Source organism: Marinobacter suaedae (genome assembly GCF_030519635.1).
Classification (GTDB): Bacteria; Pseudomonadota; Gammaproteobacteria; order Pseudomonadales; family Oleiphilaceae; genus Marinobacter; species Marinobacter suaedae.
Map to the genome: position 1 here is coordinate 1,426,709 of NZ_JAUMIS010000002.1, position 17,885 is coordinate 1,444,593.

The 17,885-nt window shown below is 55.9% G+C and carries 18 protein-coding genes, 1 rRNA gene and 1 other RNA gene; 4 read left to right on the forward strand and 16 right to left on the reverse strand.

The features are described 5' to 3' along the window. Nucleotides 1–100: 100 nt before the first annotated feature. A complete protein-coding gene (locus QVZ43_RS15400; protein ID WP_302910629.1) occupies nt 101–1,384 on the forward strand; it encodes a hypothetical protein in 1,284 nt (427 codons plus the stop codon). A 184-nt stretch (nt 1,385–1,568) separates the two neighbouring features. Here the strand turns inward: QVZ43_RS15400 and QVZ43_RS16510 are convergent, their stop codons facing one another. The 3 genes from QVZ43_RS16510 to rsmI form a co-directional block, all read right to left on the reverse strand. Further along, complete coding sequence (locus QVZ43_RS16510; protein WP_420890923.1) at nt 1,569–2,876, reverse strand: tyrosine-type recombinase/integrase; 1,308 nt, start codon at nt 2,874–2,876, stop codon at nt 1,569–1,571. A 58-nt stretch (nt 2,877–2,934) separates the two neighbouring features. Further along, an RNA gene (rnpB, locus tag QVZ43_RS15410) (RNase P RNA component class A) lies at nt 2,935–3,284 on the reverse strand. 52 nt (nt 3,285–3,336) lie between these two features. Further along, nucleotides 3,337–4,224, reverse strand: coding sequence for a 16S rRNA (cytidine(1402)-2'-O)-methyltransferase (rsmI, locus tag QVZ43_RS15415; RefSeq protein WP_302910631.1), 888 nt, complete (start codon nt 4,222–4,224; stop codon nt 3,337–3,339). A gap of 132 nt (nt 4,225–4,356) precedes the next feature. On the opposite strand from rsmI, the gene QVZ43_RS15420 reads away from it, so the two are divergent. The 3 genes from QVZ43_RS15420 to QVZ43_RS15430 are packed head-to-tail and all read left to right on the forward strand — an operon-like array spanning nt 4,357 to nt 7,227. Continuing rightward, nucleotides 4,357–6,234: a penicillin-binding protein activator gene (locus tag QVZ43_RS15420; protein WP_302910632.1), complete on the forward strand. Its 1,878-nt coding sequence runs from the start codon at nt 4,357–4,359 to the stop codon at nt 6,232–6,234. A gap of 21 nt (nt 6,235–6,255) precedes the next feature. After that, nucleotides 6,256–6,627, forward strand: a complete 372-nt coding sequence (locus QVZ43_RS15425; protein WP_302910675.1) for a YraN family protein — start codon at nt 6,256–6,258, stop codon at nt 6,625–6,627. Nucleotides 6,628–6,636: 9 nt separating this feature from the next. Further along, nucleotides 6,637–7,227 carry a D-sedoheptulose-7-phosphate isomerase gene (locus QVZ43_RS15430; protein ID WP_223792682.1) on the forward strand — a complete coding sequence of 197 codons (591 nt, stop codon included), beginning with the start codon at nt 6,637–6,639 and terminating at the stop codon, nt 7,225–7,227. Nucleotides 7,228–7,266: 39 nt separating this feature from the next. Here QVZ43_RS15430 and QVZ43_RS15435 read toward each other — a convergent pair whose 3' ends face one another. The 13 genes from QVZ43_RS15435 to rrf all read right to left on the reverse strand — a co-directional run. Beyond that, a complete protein-coding gene (locus QVZ43_RS15435; RefSeq protein WP_263282911.1) occupies nt 7,267–7,674 on the reverse strand; it encodes a ClpXP protease specificity-enhancing factor in 408 nt (135 codons plus the stop codon). A 55-nt stretch (nt 7,675–7,729) separates the two neighbouring features. Next, nucleotides 7,730–8,359, reverse strand: coding sequence for a glutathione S-transferase N-terminal domain-containing protein (locus QVZ43_RS15440; protein WP_223792680.1), 630 nt, complete (start codon nt 8,357–8,359; stop codon nt 7,730–7,732). 110 nt (nt 8,360–8,469) lie between these two features. Continuing rightward, entirely contained in the window at nt 8,470–9,225 is a 756-nt protein-coding gene (locus QVZ43_RS15445) for a cytochrome c1 (RefSeq protein ID WP_223792679.1), read from the reverse strand. After that, nucleotides 9,225–10,457: a cytochrome b gene (locus QVZ43_RS15450; RefSeq protein WP_263282909.1), complete on the reverse strand. Its 1,233-nt coding sequence runs from the start codon at nt 10,455–10,457 to the stop codon at nt 9,225–9,227. Before QVZ43_RS15450 ends, QVZ43_RS15445 begins: the two co-directional genes overlap by 1 nt. Then, on the reverse strand, nt 10,457–11,050 hold the full coding sequence (petA, locus tag QVZ43_RS15455; RefSeq protein ID WP_223792677.1) for a ubiquinol-cytochrome c reductase iron-sulfur subunit: 594 nt from the start codon (nt 11,048–11,050) through the stop codon (nt 10,457–10,459). Before petA ends, QVZ43_RS15450 begins: the two co-directional genes overlap by 1 nt. Before the next feature lie 241 nt (nt 11,051–11,291). Continuing rightward, nucleotides 11,292–11,684: a 30S ribosomal protein S9 gene (rpsI, locus tag QVZ43_RS15460; RefSeq protein ID WP_223792676.1), complete on the reverse strand. Its 393-nt coding sequence runs from the start codon at nt 11,682–11,684 to the stop codon at nt 11,292–11,294. 12 nt (nt 11,685–11,696) lie between these two features. After that, complete coding sequence (rplM, locus tag QVZ43_RS15465; RefSeq protein ID WP_206645375.1) at nt 11,697–12,125, reverse strand: 50S ribosomal protein L13; 429 nt, start codon at nt 12,123–12,125, stop codon at nt 11,697–11,699. A gap of 203 nt (nt 12,126–12,328) precedes the next feature. Beyond that, entirely contained in the window at nt 12,329–13,114 is a 786-nt protein-coding gene (locus tag QVZ43_RS15470) for a TatD family hydrolase (protein ID WP_302910633.1), read from the reverse strand. Between the two features lie 21 nt (nt 13,115–13,135). Continuing rightward, nucleotides 13,136–14,716, reverse strand: a complete 1,581-nt coding sequence (gene prfC, locus QVZ43_RS15475; RefSeq protein WP_223792674.1) for a peptide chain release factor 3 — start codon at nt 14,714–14,716, stop codon at nt 13,136–13,138. A gap of 84 nt (nt 14,717–14,800) precedes the next feature. Then, entirely contained in the window at nt 14,801–15,274 is a 474-nt protein-coding gene (gene rimI / locus QVZ43_RS15480) for a ribosomal protein S18-alanine N-acetyltransferase (RefSeq protein ID WP_302910634.1), read from the reverse strand. Nucleotide 15,275: 1 nt separating this feature from the next. Then, a complete protein-coding gene (locus QVZ43_RS15485) occupies nt 15,276–16,091 on the reverse strand; it encodes a 2-isopropylmalate synthase (RefSeq protein WP_302910635.1) in 816 nt (271 codons plus the stop codon). 30 nt (nt 16,092–16,121) lie between these two features. Continuing rightward, nucleotides 16,122–17,672 carry a 2-isopropylmalate synthase gene (locus tag QVZ43_RS15490; protein ID WP_302910636.1) on the reverse strand — a complete coding sequence of 517 codons (1,551 nt, stop codon included), beginning with the start codon at nt 17,670–17,672 and terminating at the stop codon, nt 16,122–16,124. A gap of 118 nt (nt 17,673–17,790) precedes the next feature. Beyond that, nucleotides 17,791–17,885 (reverse strand): 5S ribosomal RNA (gene rrf, locus QVZ43_RS15495); the annotation flags it as partial.

The following is a 17,885-nucleotide window of genomic DNA, read 5'->3' on the forward strand; positions in this document are numbered from 1 at the left end:
CAGCCGAGAGAGAGGACCTCCAGGCAGACCAAAGGTTTCATGATTTATGCCGATGGTGCGCATCAAAAGGTAAGCGGACAGAACGGAGGGAGACTGCCAAATGAGAGCATCACTCCCCAAGACAATCTACTCCCCTCAGCTTAACCACAAACTATCCTCTACCATCGACACCCCCATTATGACTTCCACCATCCAACCATCGGAGGCGCGCATTGGGCTTGTAGGTAAGCCGCTAGACGAACTTACACACCCTATTCTTCGGAACCAACGTCACCCTGAGAAGTACCATCAATCGTTTGCCGCAATACTCCTTGCGCTCAGCAGCTGTATCTCATGTGAAGAGAACAAATCAGAGGATTTTCAGACAGCCATATGTCTACCGAAGGCAAAAGGAGCGTTCGAATGTCCAACTCGCTACCGTCAGAACTCGATAGGTTATGGCCCTTGGGCAACCACCATCGATTGGCTGGCAAATAAGAAATACTTGCGGAAAGTAGCGGGTGGCTATCGCGGGAAAAACCACTTCCAAGGCCTAACCAGCGCCTACGCCCCGACTGAGAAAGCGAGACTATGGTTGAGGGAGCATAGCGACGCTCTCCACCCCGATTTCTTATCGACAAAACATGAGCCTCTGCATTTGCGCGACAACAAGAAACGTCTTGTTGACTACAAGGACTCCGAGCACACGGCATTACTAAGAGCCCAAATTCAACGAATCAACCAAGCAAACATGTCACACACAATCACCCTTCCCACTACTGAGGAGAACCGAGGCTCATTTCACCCGGCAGAGCTAGAGGCAAAAAGGATTTTCCAGGAGGATTTCGAAAGTGGAGGTCGTATGCATTACCCCCTTCAACAGCTGAGCGGAGAGAAGCGGCGTCAGCTTATGATTGACGGGGAAGAAGTCATAGAACTTGATTTTCGCTCGCATCAAGCTCGAATGCTCTATCACATTAATGGGACAGAAGCTCCCGAGGACTGTTATTACCACGCCTCGCTACCGAGAGACATCGTGAAAGGAGCCTTCCTACGCATTATGCACTGCAAGAACCGCCAGCAAACCATAGGCTCTCTCAGGAACATGTTAAGAGAGACTCAAACGCGCGACATTTCTGCGCATGGATTGCTCGAAGACATGCTGGATATTCACCCCATAATCCGAGACGCAGCATCTCGTTGCCTATGGCAAAACCTTCAATACCGTGAAAGCTCTATAGCGGTAAACATCATGGGAAAGTTCGCCCAGCACCAAAAGGCATGTTTAGGCGTTCATGACTCATTCGTTGTGAGACGAAGGGACAAAGGCTTACTCAACGAGATGATGATTACTGAATACCAGGAAATCATGAATGGCTATAGCCCTGTGGTGTCAGAGAGTTAGTCTCTGGGATGTTATGAGGTGGGTGGTCTGTCTACGACAATGACCACTACACTTGAAGCAATACCTAAGGTGAGCCTAGGGAACTCCTGAGGAGATACCGAGGGGAATACCCTAGCTCACCTATGCCCATTAACAGGGAAGTAAAACCATATCTTATTCATAAACTTACAAGCCCACCGAGAGGTTATCCACTTCCGTAGCAGATACAGTCAACGACTGAGAGTATGTCTTTAAGGGGAAAGGTATGCGTGTACCTATCAGTTTGTCCGGCTCCCCGCTTTTCATGACCTACTACCTGCTGAACAAGAACTGTATCGTTGCCAGCAGCCCGCGCGCTGGTGATGAAAGTATGTCTCACAGAATGGAATACCAAGCGCTCTCCATGGTCGTTGGTTTTAGCATTCAGCATCGAACCGAATAGATCAGTTACTCGGTTGGGGTTGTGGAATGCCGTCTCAAACAAACGACCCTCTTGGACAGCTACCCAAGTAAGAAAGCCTTCTTGGAGCAACCGGCTGTGGATTGGTACAGCACGACGAGCAGCCCTAGTTTTACCATCCTTCACGACAAAGTAATGACGCCCAGTGTCAGGGCAACGCTTTATGTCAGCTTTCGTCAGACTCGCCAGCTCACTCCTACGAGCGCCTGAATACAGAGCCATTAGCAGGAACCAGCGGAACCACTCAGGCTTGTCTTCCATTTGAGCGAGCAAAGCGCGTACTTGCGCATCGGTCAAACAACCGTACCGATTGTCCTCATGAGCCCACCTGAGGCCTTCTGTGGGCGAAGTTTCCAGAACATCCAACTCCTGTTTCAGATAACGACTGAAGAGGCTTTGACAGAGCTTCAGGTGCTCTTTTACGTATTTGGCAGACACCCTGTCCTGAGGCGGCACTGATAGGCTGCAGAGCCTTTTCAACGATTCTCCTTTGTATGCCCTCAAGTTTCCCTTGGGCAGACGTGAAATTCGCTCTAGGGCACCTTTAATGTCCTGCTTCCGGATAGACGCGACAGAAACATTACCCAAGAAATATCTAAGGTTGGCGTACATCCTCTGATTCAGCTTTGTCCTTTTCTCCGTCCATGACTTCCAAAGACAGAATTGTTCCCAAGCTTCATCCAACATAGGAGCATTCGGCGAAGTCTTTAGATTATCTACGGAGGCCCTGGGCTCCACGGGCATTGGGCGGAGGGCCGCTACCTTTGCTCGAACCCACTCACCTATTTGACACGCAAAATCAGACAATCTCTGGCAAAGGTCTCTCGCCACTTCAGCGGAATTGCATAGCCTGAGCAATCGAATCAGTGGAAGCTTGTCGGACACCATAGACCACGCATCAGTCAAGGAGTCCGTACGGAGGCTGCGTTTAACCTCTCGGGGTAACGAGGGGCATAGCTGCCGGATTCGAGGAGGGATAACGAAACGGAAGTAGTAAGTCTTCCGCCTCAGATATACATACGGAAATTCAGTTTGTACCAGCTCTTGTACCATGAGTTAGTGCCTCCGATTGATTAGGCCATAACTCACTGATACAAAAGCACTAAATAGGAAATCGAGCTCGCCGATAAGCCGGGTTCTGTCGTGGACAGTCATTCATCTAGGACCTGCGTCACCACAGGCCTCAAGCAACCTACCCGAGTCCAGCGCGGGCCACGCCATAGGACTCCTATTTGGTCTTGCTCCAGGTGGGGTTTACCTTGCCGTGCCCTGTTGCCAGTCACGCGGTGCGCTCTTACCGCACCATTTCACCCTTACCGGCGCCCGAAGGCGCTTAGGCGGTATACTTTCTGCTGCACTTTCCGTCGGCTCACGCCGCCCAGGCGTTACCTGGCACCTTGCCCTGCGGAGCCCGGACTTTCCTCCCCCGGCGAAACCGGCGGCGACTGTCTGGCGAGCTCGGGCGAGACAATACTCTCGCCACCTCAGCCTTGCAAGCGAAACTCATCTCCGGCTAACGATCCTTGAGCTCAAGCGCCCGCTGGTACATCTCGTTCTTGGGGCGCCCCGCCAACTCAGCGGCCACCTTGGCCACCTTTTTTACCGGCAGCTCGGGCAACAAAAGCTGCAGCAGTCGGTCCACATCGAGCTGCGAGGAATCATCCTCGCGCCCGGTCGACTCGAAGCCGCGCACCATAACCACAAATTCACCCCGGCTGCCATGAGGATCGGCCTCCAATGCCTCACGCACCTCTGCGATGGTGCCGGCATAGAAGGTTTCAAATGTCTTGGTCAGCTCTCGCCCCAATACCAGCTCACGCGTTTCGCCCAATACGGCTTCCATATCCGCAACAGCATCCAGAATTCGGTGGGGGGATTCATAGAACACCAGGGTGGCGGATTCACGCCCCAATCCCTCCAGCGCCGCCCGCCTCCCGGCCCGCTTCGCCGGCAAAAAGCCAGAAAACAGAAATCGATCGGTGGGCAAGCCCGCGGCGCTCAGAGCCGCAACCAGGGCACAAGGACCAGGAACCGGTGTCACGCGACACCCTCGCTCCCGTGCAATTCGCACCAGCACAAACCCCGGATCAGAGATCAGCGGTGTTCCTGCATCGGAGATCAACGCCACATCCTGACCACCCTCAAGCAGAGCGATGAGCGATTCGGCGCGATCTTTTTCATTGTGATCGTGCAGGGCAATCAAACGCTTCTGGATCCCCAGATGCTGCAGCAGACGGCCGCTATGACGGGTATCTTCTGCCGCCACCACATCCACCGATGCCAGCACCCTCGCCGCCCGCGGCGACAGGTCATCCAGATTGCCGATGGGAGTGGCAACAATGTACAGCGTGCCGCCAGCCTTCGACCTTTGCTGACCAGCCACTTCAACACTTGAATTCAAAGCACACGCCTCACTGTTGTTGTACGCCACACGATGACACTAACGTCATGTGAATCGATACGGGAACTGTTAAACTTGCCACCGTTAGATCGGTGCCACAAGCCCAATTATCCGGAGTATTCAGAGCTTGCCATGACCAGAACCCGTATCCACCACCGAGCCCTTGCCGCCATCTTTGCCATGGCCCTCATGTCCGCCGGGTGCGCCAGCGTGAACCTGCAGTCCCATGTTGCACAAACCCCGGAACAGGCCCTCGAGCTAGCCCAGCAGGAAGCGAACCGTGATACTGCACAGCGCTATCTGCTGCGCACGGCAAGCGATTTCCAGGACACCGGTGACCACCAGGCCGCGCGCACCATACTCCAGAACGCCCAGCTCAGCCAGCTCCCCCCGGATCTGGCCAATGAGAAACGCCTGCTCGCCATGGCAAGCGCAACCACTCTTGAGGATAGTCAGTGGGCACAGACCCTGGCTCAGGATCTGACGCCCCAGAGCATTACCTCCTACGAAACCGCGCTCATTCCCAAAGCAGCCTCCTTGCAGGCTGAAACCTTTGCACTGGCCGGCGACCCTTTGTCGGCCGCAGCGACCCTGGTGCTTCTGGGCCAGACCGACAGCTCCACCAGCCCTCAGCGCATCCACGATCAAGTGTGGCTGTACCTGAAAGAGGTTCCAGACCAGGAATTGCAGGCTGCGTCCAACATGGCGATCGGGTACGAAGAACAGGGCTGGTTCGAACTGGCTTCCGCCCTTCGATCCCCGGGCATGGAACTGGATGATCAGGGCCGGGCAATTCGTCGCTGGCAAAATGACTGGCCCGGCCATCCGGCAGCCCAGGTATTACCCAGCGAACTCGGCCTGATCGCAACACTGGTTGAAAGCCGCCCCGAAAACATCGCACTGGCGCTGCCTTTGAGCGGCCCACTCGCTACGGCCGGTGAAGCCATCCGAGACGGCTTCCTGGCGGCCTACTACCTGGACGCCTCCGTAGACCGCAGCACCACCGATATCCGCATCGTCGACACGTCCAGCGGCCCCTTTAGCGAGGTATACCAGGAACTGGCCCAGCAGGAAGTGGACCTGATCGTCGGCCCACTGGAAAAGGACGCGCTGATCGGCCTGAGCACCATGAATACCCTGCCAATCCCAACCCTAGGCCTTAACTACCTGCCCACGGACACGCGCATTCCGGATGGTCTCTACCAGTTCGGCCTGTCCGCCGAGGATGAAGCAAGACAGATCGCCGATCGCCTGAGTGCAGAAGACATCCGGAATACGCTTGTCCTGATTCCTCAGGGCGAATGGGGCGACCGTGTCGAGAACGCCCTCCGGACCCGGCTGGACGAAAACGGCGGTGTTGCACTAGACATCCAGCGTTTTTCCCGCGACGACAACCTCAGAGCGGTGACAGCCGATCTTCTCGGCATCACCGTATCCCGGGACCGCGCTGTGGCAGTAGAGCGAACCATTGGCCTGGACGTGGAGTTCGAACCCCGTCGCCGCCAGGATGCCGAAGCCATCATCATGGTGGCGGACCCAACCATCGCACGACAGTTCAAACCACTGTTTGCATTTTACTTCGGCGGCGAGCTGCCGGTGTATTCCCCGTCCATTATTTATGAAGGCAATCCGGATCCGGCGCGGGACAGAGACCTCAACCGGGTCAAGTTTACCGACATCCCCTGGACGCTGAAGGACAGCCAGCTGAAGACCACCGCGTCACAACAGCTGAACAACACACGGGGACAACTCGGTCGCCTGTTTGCCATGGGGGCCGATGCCTGGCAACTGAGTAAACGGCTTCCCCTGCTGCGCCAGGTTGAGAACTCTTCTCTGGAGGGCCAGACCGGCGTGCTCACCATGTCTGACAACGGCAGCATCCGGCGCCAACAGCTCTGGGCCCAGTTCCAGAATGGCGCGCCACGCCTGTTGCCAGACCTTGAGCCACCACTGGTCGAAACCCCAGAGGTTGACGAGGAAGCCGGCACAGAGATGCCACAACACCAGTAACACCCAAGGACTTAACGCATGATGGCCAGGGAAGGCTCCAAAACACTGGGGGATCACTACGAGGGCGTGGCCGAGCGCTATCTGACCCAGAAGGGTGTACGGGTAGTCGGCAGAAAGGTGACAAACCGGGGCGGCGAAATTGACCTGATCGGCTATGACAACGAAACCCTCGTATTCTTCGAGGTTCGCTTCAGGGGCCATGGAAGTCTCACGGACCCGGCCAGCTCGGTTAATTACGCCAAACAGAAAACGCTGCTCAAGGCCGTTTCCTTCTACCTCCACAAGCATCAGCTCTGGAACGCCATGAGCCGCATTGACGTCATCGCCATACGTCCAGGGACTGTCAAAAAATACCGGGTACAATGGATCAGAAATGCAATTGAGGCAGGTTAACAGAACACCATGACGGACACCGAGCAACTCATCAACCAGTGGTTTGCAAGCCATATGGAGCACACCGCGATGGCCGCCAGCAGTGCAGGCCCGGCGATCGAAACGGTGGCAGACGCCTTCGTCCATGCGCTGCTCCAGGATGGCAAAATCATCACCTGCGCCAACGGCACGTCCAACATTCTGGCCCAGTACTTTTGCACCGCCCTGCTCAATCGCTTTGACCACGACCGCCCAGCCCTGCCAGCGATTAACCTGGGTGCGGACGCAACGACCTTCTCTGCCATTTGCCGGGATAACCGCTTTAACGAAACCTTTTCACGGCAGGTACGAGCGGTTGGCAAACCTGGCGACCTGCTGTTCGTCATCGCCGACGACGGACACAAGGCCAACCTTATTCAGGCCATCCAGGCCGCCCATGATCGTGAAATGAATGTGGTGGTCCTGAGCGCCCGGGAGAAATCCGACATCACGTCCTTGATGCACCCGGAAGACCACGAAATCGCACTTAACGATGTGCCATCGACGGAAGCAGCACCATTGCTGCTGGTGATCATCAACGCACTGTGCAGCCTGATCGATGCCAAACTGTTTGGCGGATAAAGAAAAAGCCAGCATTTAGCTGGCTTTTTCTGAGGGGTATTACTTCACTACTTTGAGGGTTGGACGCCCCGAAGGCCGCTCCTCTTCTCCCTGCCGGGAGTCCGGCTTGCTACCGGTACCATCCGGGTCAGGCGATCCCGGCTCATTCCCAAAGACCATACCCTCGCCATTTTCCTTAGCGTAGATGGCAATGACTGCGTGCAATGGGATAAACACTTGCATGGGAACCCCACCAAAGCGGGCACTGAACTCCAGCGCCCCGTTACCAATCACGAGGCTGCGAACCGCCCCCGGGCTGATGTTCAGTACAATCTGGCCATTCGCCACATGCTCGGTTGGTACCTGAACTCCCTGAACGCTGGCATCCACCAGAATATAAGGCGTGCAGTCGTTATCCAGAATCCACTCGTTGAACGCACGAACAAGATACGGTCTGCTGGCCGTCATGGTGATGTTGCTGTCTGCCACGAACTCTCTCCTGGCCCCGACGGGAACCGTTCAATCAGCCACGCATGTCTTCTTCAACATCGGACAGGCTTGCCTTGAAGCTCTCACGACTGAAGATGGTATCCATGTACTTCTGCAGCGGCTTCGCCTGCTTGTCATTCAGATCGATGCCAAGCGCGGGCAGGCGCCAGAGAATCGGCGCGATACAGCAATCAACAATGGTGAACTCTTCGGACAGGAAGAACGGCATTTCGCCAAACAGCGGTGCAGCCGCCAGCAAGCTTTCCCGAAGCTCTTTGCGGGCTGCATCAGACGCCTTGGCACCCGGCTCAGCCAGAATCTGGTCAACCAGACCACACCAGTCCTTCTGGACCCGATGAATCATCAGGCGACTGTTCGCGCGGGCAACAGGGTAAACCGGCAGCAGCGGAGGATGCGGGAACCGCTCGTCCAGATACTCCATCATGATATTCGGCTCGTAAAGCACCAGATCACGATCCACCAGGGTTGGCAGGGCGTTATACGGATTCAGATCAGCCAGTTCCGCGGGCGGATTGTCCGGATCCACATCGACAATATCGACGGTTACACCCTTTTCGGCCAACACAATGCGCACCCTGTGGCTGTAATGACTGGCCGGGTCAGAGAAAAACGTCATTGATGACCTCTTGGTCACAACGCCCATAGAATTACCTCACGAGTAAACAAACCGGGAAACCATCCCGAAAAACGCAAAACTCCAGCAGGACAGATACTGCCTGCTGGAGAACAAAGCCGGGAATTATACCCTATTTCTTAGTGCACGTCCTTCCAGTACTCGCGGTTCAGCAAGTACGCAAAGATAAAGAAGATCGCGACAAAGATCAGGACAAACATCCCAAGGCGCTCACGCTCAACACGGATGGGATCCGCCATGTAGGACATGAAATTGGTCAGGTCGTACATGGCCTGATCGAACTCTGCCGCCGACATGCTCCCTTCGATCGCGTACTCCGGACAAACATCACCGTTATTGATGTTACCGGACAGTGGCTCCACGCTGGCGTCAACACCAATGCTTGGCTCCACGGCACACAACCCCTGCAGATCAACCATAACGTGAGGCATACCAACGTTGGCATATACCACGTTGTTCACGCCCAGGGGACGGCTGTCATCCTGGTAGAAACCACGCAGGTAGGAGTAGACCCAGGACTCGCCACGCAAGCGGGTTTCCAGCGTCAGATCGGGGGGCGGCGCACCAAACCAGTCAGCCGCCATGTCCTTGTTCATGGAGTTCTTCATCAGCTCACCGATCTTGGCGCCGGTGAAGATAAGGTTCTCCTCGAACAACTCCGCGGGGATCTCAAGGTCATCGGAAACACGCTTGTAGCGAGCGTATTCCATGGAATGACAGCCCATGCAGTAGTTGGTGAACAGGGCTGCGCCGCGCTGCAACGATTCCTTGTTGGTGTGATCCGTCTCGATGTGATCAAGCGGAACGGATGCGCCCGCCGCCAGTCCGAGAGCTGGCAGGGCTGCTATGAAAAGACCAAAAATCAGCTTTCTCATTATCCTGTCACCCTCTCTGGCACTGGCTTGGTTTTTTCCATGCGCGTGTAGAACGGCATCAGAATGAAGTAGAGGAAGTAGAGCACGGTCAGGATCTGGGCGACCATGGTTCGACCCTCTGTTGCCGGAACCAGACCGAGGTAACCCAGCACCACGAAGCTGACCACAAAGATCGCCAATGCAATCTTGCTCAGCACGCCCTTGTAACGCATGGAGCGAACCGGGCTGCGGTCGAGCCAAGGCAGGACGAACAGGATCGCAATCGCCGCACCCATCACAACTACACCCCAAAATTTCGCGGACAGACCAAACAGGTCGACCGTAACCGCACGCAGCATGGCGTAAAATGGCGTGAAGTACCAAACCGGCGCAATGTGCTCTGGGGTCTTCAGCGGGTTAGCCGGCTCGAAGTTCGGTTTCTCAAGGAACAGGCCGCCCATTTCCGGGAAGAAGAACACCACGATAAAGAAGATAAAGAAGAACACACCCACGCCCAGCAGGTCGTGAACGGTGTAGTAAGGGTGGAACGGGATACCATCTTTCGGAATGCCGTTTTCATCCTTGTTTTTCTTGATATCGATCCCGTCCGGGTTGTTCGACCCCACTTCGTGCAGCGCCAGAATGTGCAGAACCACCAAGCCAAGCAGAACGATTGGCAAGGCAACCACGTGCAGCGCGAAGAATCGATTCAGGGTGATACCGGACACCAGGTAGTCACCACGAATCCAGAGCGACAGATCTTCACCGATTACCGGAATAGCACCGAACAGGTTAACGATAACCTGGGCACCCCAGTAGGACATCTGCCCCCAAGGCAGCAGGTAGCCCATGAAGGCTTCTGCCATGAGCACCAGGTAGATCAGCATACCGAAGATCCAGATCAGCTCACGCGGCTTCTGGTAGGAGCCGTACATCAGGCCACGGAACATGTGGAGGTAGACCACCACGAAGAACGCTGACGCACCGGTGGAATGCAGGTAACGGAGCAACCAACCCCACTCGACGTCGCGCATGATGTATTCGACCGAAGCGAACGCACCCTCCGCGGAAGGATTATAGCTCATGGTCAGCCAGATACCCGTGATCAACTGATTCACCAGCACCAGCATCGCCAGCGACCCGAAGAAGTACCACATGTTGAAGTTCTTCGGCGCGTAGTATTTGCCAACATGCTTGTTCCAGGCGTCTATGACGGGCAGACGTTCATCCACCCAGTGAAGTAGCTTTTGCATCACGCCGCCTCCGGATCAAGACCAATGGTAAGAGTCGCGTCATCGTCAAAGCGATAAGGCGGAACCTCCAGGTTATCAGGAGCAGGCTGCGCACTGTAGACGCGGCCAGCCAGGTCGTAGCGGGAACCATGGCACGGACAGAACAGACCGCCCAACCAGTTATCGCCCAGATCCGCAGGCGCGACTTCCGGACGATAGGACGGAACACAACCGAGATGAGTACAGAGCCCGACCAGAACCACAAATTCCGGCTTCAAAGACCGGTAAATGCCGTCAATGTACTCGGGCTGCTGCGGTGCCTCGGATTGGGGATCCTTGACCGCATCGTTAAGTTTTTCAATGTTCGCCAGCATTTCTTCGGTGCGACGGATTATCCACACCGGCTTACCGCGCCACTCGACGGTAATCTGCTGACCTGGTTCAATCTTACTGACATTGACGGTTACCGGCGCACCTGCCGCTTCCGCTTTCGCACTGGGATTCCAGGACGCCACAAACGGAACCGCTGCACCAATAGCACCGACGCCACCCACCACGGACGTAGCGCCGATCAGAAACCGACGTCGACCCTGGCTTACGTCGCCATTACTCATTATGGTCTTCTCCCATCAGGCGATGTCACAGCCTGCAAGAAAGCCGGCAATGTGCATCAAAAAGGACTTCACAACCCAAAAATATAAGCGCCCAAATGGTAATGAAATTACCAAGTGCTTACAAGTCGGACACCTCCGGAGGAGGCCGCCCAATCTGCGCTAAAAACGCCTATTTACAGACCTGGATCAAAAAAAAACCCGGTCAAACTGACCGGGTTTTCTGTGTCCTGCTCCAGCAGAATTAACGCTTGGAGTACTGCGGACGCTTACGTGCTTTACGCAGACCCACTTTCTTACGCTCAACTTCACGAGCGTCACGGGTAACGTAACCAGCCTGACGAAGGGCCGGACGCAGAGTCTCGTCATAATCCATCAGGGCGCGGGTCAGGCCGTGGCGAATAGCGCCAGCCTGGCCACTGATACCACCACCTTTTACGGTGATCTTGATATCAAAGCGATCTGTGGACTCCGTCAGAACCAGCGGCTGACGAACGATCATCCGCAGAGTCTCACGACCGAAGAAATCTTCGATAGAGCGACCGTTGATGGAGATGTTACCGCTTCCCGGCTTGATGAACACCCGTGCCGAGGATGTCTTGCGGCGACCAGTACCGTAATTTTGTGCTACAGACATATCCGCCTTCCGTTAAATGTCGAGTTCTTTGGGCTGCTGGGCTGCGTGAGGGTGCTCAGCGCCGGCATAGACTTTCAGCTTTTTGAACATGGCGCGGCCGAGCGGGCCTTTCGGAAGCATGCCTTTGACAGACTTCTGAATGATTTGCTCGGGAGCCTTGTCGACCAGCTTCTCGAAGTTGATGGACTTGATTCCACCCGGAAAGCCGGTGTGACTGTAGTACATCTTGTCAGATGTCTTGTTCCCAGTAACCCGGACCTGGCCTGCGTTGATAACAACGATGTAATCGCCAGTGTCTACATGAGGGGTATACTCAGGCTTATGCTTGCCCCGCAGACGACGGGCGATTTCGGTTGAAAGACGACCCAGCGTCTTGCCGGCTGCGTCTACAACGTACCAGTCACGTTTTACTGTTTCTGGTTTCGCACTCAGAGTCTTCATTGATTCCGCCTTGAACGCTATAAAAGAAACGTTAAAAACACCGCCGCCGGTACTTGAAACAACATCCGGAGGAGGCTCGATATTTAAACTTACTTTGGCAGTGACACCGTTCGGGGCTGAGACAGTGACATCGCCTTGAAAAGCCAGGGCGCGAAGTATACTCGAACACCCCAGGAAAGCCAACCCTAACCCCGCTTGTTTCGTTATTTCCCTACGTCGCCCGGTTGCCAGCCGTAAAGTCGGCGCACATTATCCAGCAAACGCGGGGCAAGCGACGCCACCGCCTCGCCTCGAAGTTCAGCCAGGGCCTCGAGCACCCGCCCAAGGTACGCCGGTGAATTCCGGCCCCGCTCTACCCCTTCGGGCGCCATATCCGGCGCATCCGTTTCAAGAACCAGGCTATCCACGGGCAATCTGGTCATCGTCTCCCGGGTTTTCCGGGCCCGGGGGTGGGTAATCACCCCGCCAACCCCAATGAAGCACCCCTGGTCAACTAACTTGCAGGCCTGCTGGTAGCTGCCGGAAAAACCGTGCACCAGAGCACGACCACGCCACCGGGTCCGATTCAACACTCCATGGACTTCATCATGGGTTCGAACCGAATGAATCACTAACGGAAACTGCCGCCGGGCAGCGATAGCAACCTGCGCCTCAAACCACGGCAACTGGCCATCAAGATCACCGTGCAGACGGTCCAGACCACACTCACCTAACGCCACACAACGATCAGGCCGCTCGCCAAGGGCCTCATCGAGCGCCCTCAGATCGTCATCGTTGTGCTCGGCAACGAACCAGGGGTGAATACCCAAGCAGTAATACAGCCCGTCCTGGGCGTGGGCTGTATCCCTGACTCGCCCCCAATGACCACGCCGGACGCCGGGAATCACCAGACCGGCAAGACCCTCGCGCCGCGCCTTCGACAGCTCTGCCTCCCGACAACCGTCAAAGCGCGGAAAATCCAGGTGGCAATGGGCGTCGATAAACTGCACAGTCTCTCCCGACCGGGCGCGTCAGTGCTCCCGGGTCTTGTGGAACTTGATGTCCGGATAACGCTCCTGCGCCAGATTCAGGTTCACCATGGTCGGCGCGATATAGGCGAGCCGATCACTGCCATCCAGTGCCAGGTAGTCGTTATTCTTGCGCTGAAACTCATCCAGGGTGCGCTCGTCCGAAGCCGTCACCCAGCGCGCCGTCGCCACGTTAATGGGCTCGTAGATGGCTTCAACCTTGTATTCGCTCTTGAGGCGGGCAACCACCACATCAAACTGCAGGACACCGACTGCGCCGACAATCAGGTCGTTATTACGCTGCGGACGAAATACCTGCACCGCCCCCTCCTCAGACAGCTGAATCAATCCTTTCTGAAGCTGCTTGGCCTTCAAAGGGTCCTTGAGGCGAATGCGACGGAAAAGTTCCGGAGCAAAGTTCGGAATGCCGGTGAACTTCATGTCCTCGCCAGCGGTGAAGGTATCCCCCAACTGAATCGTACCGTGGTTGTGAAGCCCGATAATGTCGCCGGCAAAGGCCTCTTCAGCGTGCTCACGATCACCGGCCATAAAGGTCAGCGCATCCGAAAAGCGAACATCCTTACCAATTCGCACGTGACGCGCCTTCATGCCCTGCGCGTACTTGCCCGACACAATCCGCACGAAGGCAATCCGGTCCCTGTGCTGCGGATCCATATTCGCCTGAATCTTGAAGACAAAGCCAGAGAAGCCATCCTCCGTCGGCTCCACAGGGCGCTGATCCGTTTCCCGGGGCTGCGGCGTAGGCGCCCACTCAACGAGGCCATCCAGCATGTGATCCACGCCGAAGTTACCGAGCGCCGTACCGAAGAACACCGGTGTCAGCTCACCTGCAAGGAAGGACTCCAGGTCGAACTCATGGGATGCCCCCTTCACCAGCTCGATCTCGTCCCGCAGATCGGCAGCATAGGCACCGATCACTTCATCCAGCTCAGGATTGTCCAGGCCAGCAATGATCCGTTTCTCCTGGATGGTATGCCCCTGCCCCGACTGATAGAGAATCACTTCATCCCGAAGCAGGTGATAGACCCCTTTGAAGTTCTTCCCCATGCCGATGGGCCAGGTAATCGGCGCACAGGCAATTTTCAGAACATCCTCAACCTCGTCCATCAACTCCACCGGATCGCGGGTATCGCGGTCCAGCTTGTTCATGAAGGTAAGGATCGGGGTGTCCCGCAGACGGGTCACTTCCATCAGCTTGATGGTTCGCTCCTCAACACCCTTGGCACTGTCGATGACCATCAGGCAGGAATCCACTGCGGTGAGGGTACGATAGGTATCCTCCGAGAAATCTTCGTGCCCCGGTGTATCGAGCAGGTTGACCAGCTTTCCGCCGTAGGGAAACTGCATCACGGACGTGGTCACCGAGATACCACGCTCCTTCTCCATCTCCATCCAGTCAGACTTTGCGTGCTGGCCGGATTTCTTCCCCTTTACCGTCCCGGCTTTCTGGAGCGCCTGCCCGAACAGCAGAACCTTTTCCGTAATCGTCGTTTTACCGGCATCCGGGTGCGAGATGATCGCGAAAGTGCGGCGATTGGCCACTTCCTGGGAGAGCTTCGACATAGCGTAAAGGCAACCTGAATCAGATGAGATTAAAGGCGGGTATTATAGGGGCTAAGAGAAACTGACGCGAACCGGGGAAATAGGTTAATCCCGCAGGCTAAAGGCCATTACCCGAGCATCTTCCCGTCCCTGGGCGGCCGGATAATAATCGGGCCTGCGGCCGATCTGCCGAAACCCTTCACTCTTATAAAGATGGTAAGCCGCGTCGTTGCTGACCCGGACCTCGAGGATGATCTGCCAGATATGATCAAGGGAGGCCTCTGCCACCAGGTGTCGAAGCAGCCGCCGACCGATACCCTGCCCCTGAACCTTTGGAGACACGCACAGATTGAGCAGGTGCGCCTCATCAAACAGGTAGGCGACAACGGCAAATCCCAACAGACGCTCTTCTACCCACGCAGTCCACAGTCGATAGTTGCCACGGAAGCTGTCCCGAAAAATGGCTTCCGTCCAGGGAAAACTGTGGCCCTGACGCTCGACTTCGAGTACATCCGGCACATCGACTTCCAGCATCGGTTTAATGAGGACGTCGAAATCTGAAGCTTTCTGCTCTGACATATTAACTGGCGAAGGGTTTCAGTTGCTCCCACAATGCTCGCTTCTGATTGGGATCCGACGCAAGCTCTGCCAGCGTCAGCGGAAACTGGACGTCTGATTTACATCCGGCGAGACGCTGAAGCCAATCGCCTTCCGCTTCGGGCAGAAGCGACCCTAGGACTATGACCTTCTGTCCCTCAATCTGACTCAGGGCATGCTTAAGTACCGATTGAAGGTCCGAAAGAGCGTTACCGGGGGCCCGAAGGTTATTGAATAGCGGCCAGCTGATGGGCCCAGACGATTCAACGGAATGCTCCCCGATGCTTTTCAGGATGTTCTCCGCCAGTGCCTCCTGCAGCTTGAGACTCGCCCCGCTCGACAAATCAGAAATCAGGACAAAGCGCTTGCCCTTCCACAATTTCAACGCCAGCTTCAGAGGCGCCCCAGCTGACACCGCCTCGACGTCTTCGACCAGGGGCTGCTTCTTTGGCGCCGACACCTCTGGCTCCGGAGCCTTGACTGGAGACGCAGACTTTTGCACCGGTTGCGCGGACTCCGCTCCGGACTCCTTACCACCAACCAATGCCTGAAGGTTTGAAACCCGAGCCTTTGCCGCCCCCTTGTCAGCGGGCCCGGATGGCTTCGTTATCGGAGCTGGCCTGACAGGAATCGGAAGGTCGGCAAGCGCCTCATCAGCCCGGCTATCGGTGGCTGGCTCCGGCTCATGAAAGACGAATTCTGGGCTTGGCGCGGCACCGGGCAGGGGCTCCCGGGCATACCAGAGGCTCACCCCGACCATGCCAAGATAAAACTGCCGTTCGTTTTCCGATCGAATCATAGCGACTACTCAGACACTACCGTTTTGGGTTCAGACATCCGATACCTGGGGATGCTGACGAATACCGCCACTGCTAATGAGGTTAAGCGCCTCTATATAAGCCTTGGCGGACGCGATAATAATGTCGGTATCCGAACCCACGCCATTGACGATCCGGCCTCCACGTTCCAACCGGACGGTCACTTCGCCCTGGGCATCAGTACCACTGGTGATGTTATTTACTGAATACAGCTGCAGATTGCAGCCGGAATCCACCAGGGATTCGATCGCCTTGAATGTTGCATCGACAGGACCGCTTCCTTCAGCTTCAACCTTGTGCTCTTTTCCATCGACCGTCAGCGTCAGCTCGGCCTTCGGGATAACACCGGTCTCAGAGCACACCCGCATGCACACCAATCCATATCGTCCGACGTCTTCTTTTTGCCGCGTATCACTGGCAATCGCCTGCAAATCTTCATCAAAGATTTCGTGCTTGAGATCAGCCAGTGCCTTGAAGCGGGTAAACGCCTCATTCAGTTCCGTCTCCGTCTCGAACTGAATGCCTAGTTCCAGCAACCGGGTGCGGAACGCATTGCGGCCTGAATGCTTACCCAACACGAGACTGTTGGTGTGCCAGCCGACATCTTCCGCACGCATGATTTCGTAGGTTTCGCGGTGCTTCAACACACCATCCTGGTGAATACCGGATTCATGGGCAAATGCATTCGCTCCCACTATCGCCTTGTTCGGCTGTACCGGGAAGCCAGTGATGGTGGAAACCAAACGGGAGGCTGGGACGATGTGCGAGGTATCTATACCGGTATCGATATGGAACAGATCCTGGCGAGTGCGCACCGCCATGACAATCTCTTCAAGCGAGGCATTACCGGCACGCTCGCCCAGACCGTTTATCGTACATTCGACCTGGCGTGCACCATGAGATACAGCCGCAAGGGAGTTCGCTACAGCCAGCCCCAGATCGTTGTGACAGTGCACGGAGAAAATAGCTTTGTCGGCATTGGGGATCCGGCTCATCAACTGCCCGATGGTCTCCCCAAACTGCTCCGGAATGGCGTAGCCAACCGTATCCGGGATATTGATGGTGCGCGCACCCGCGTCAATCGCCGCCTCAATGATTCTACAAAGAAAATCCAGCTCGGAACGACCGGCATCCTCACAGGAAAACTCGACGTCTTCTACGTGGTTACGGGCTCGTTTAACCGCGCGGACTGCCTGCTCGACAACCTCATCCGGCTCCATTTGAAGCTTGTGCCTCATATGAATGGGAGAGGTCGCAATAAAGGTATGAATTCGCCCCTTCGCAGCTGGCCGAATCGCCTCGGCGGCGCGATCGATATCTTTATCCAATGCGCGCGCAAGGCTACAGACCGTCGACTCCTTGATGGACTCCGCAATGGCCTTGACCGCCTCGAAATCCCCCTGACTCGCGATGGCGAAGCCCGCCTCAATGACATCCACCCGCAGCTTCTCCAGCGCCTTCGCAATCCGGAGCTTCTCCGCCTTGTTCATGGTGGCGCCGGGACTCTGCTCCCCATCCCGGAGAGTGGTATCAAATACAACCAGGTGTTCGTTGGTGGACATTCCTCGACTCCATCAAAAATACTGTCTCATGATCGCAGGAGTATATCACCCGAAACACGTTTTTGCGGGCAATAAAAAACCCCCGGCAGCGGTGCTGTCGGGGGTTTTGGTATTAGGAGTCTGACGATGACCTACTCTCGCATGGGCAATGCCACACTACCATCGGCGCAGGCCTGTTTCACTTCTGAGTTCGGGATGGGATCAGGTGGTTCC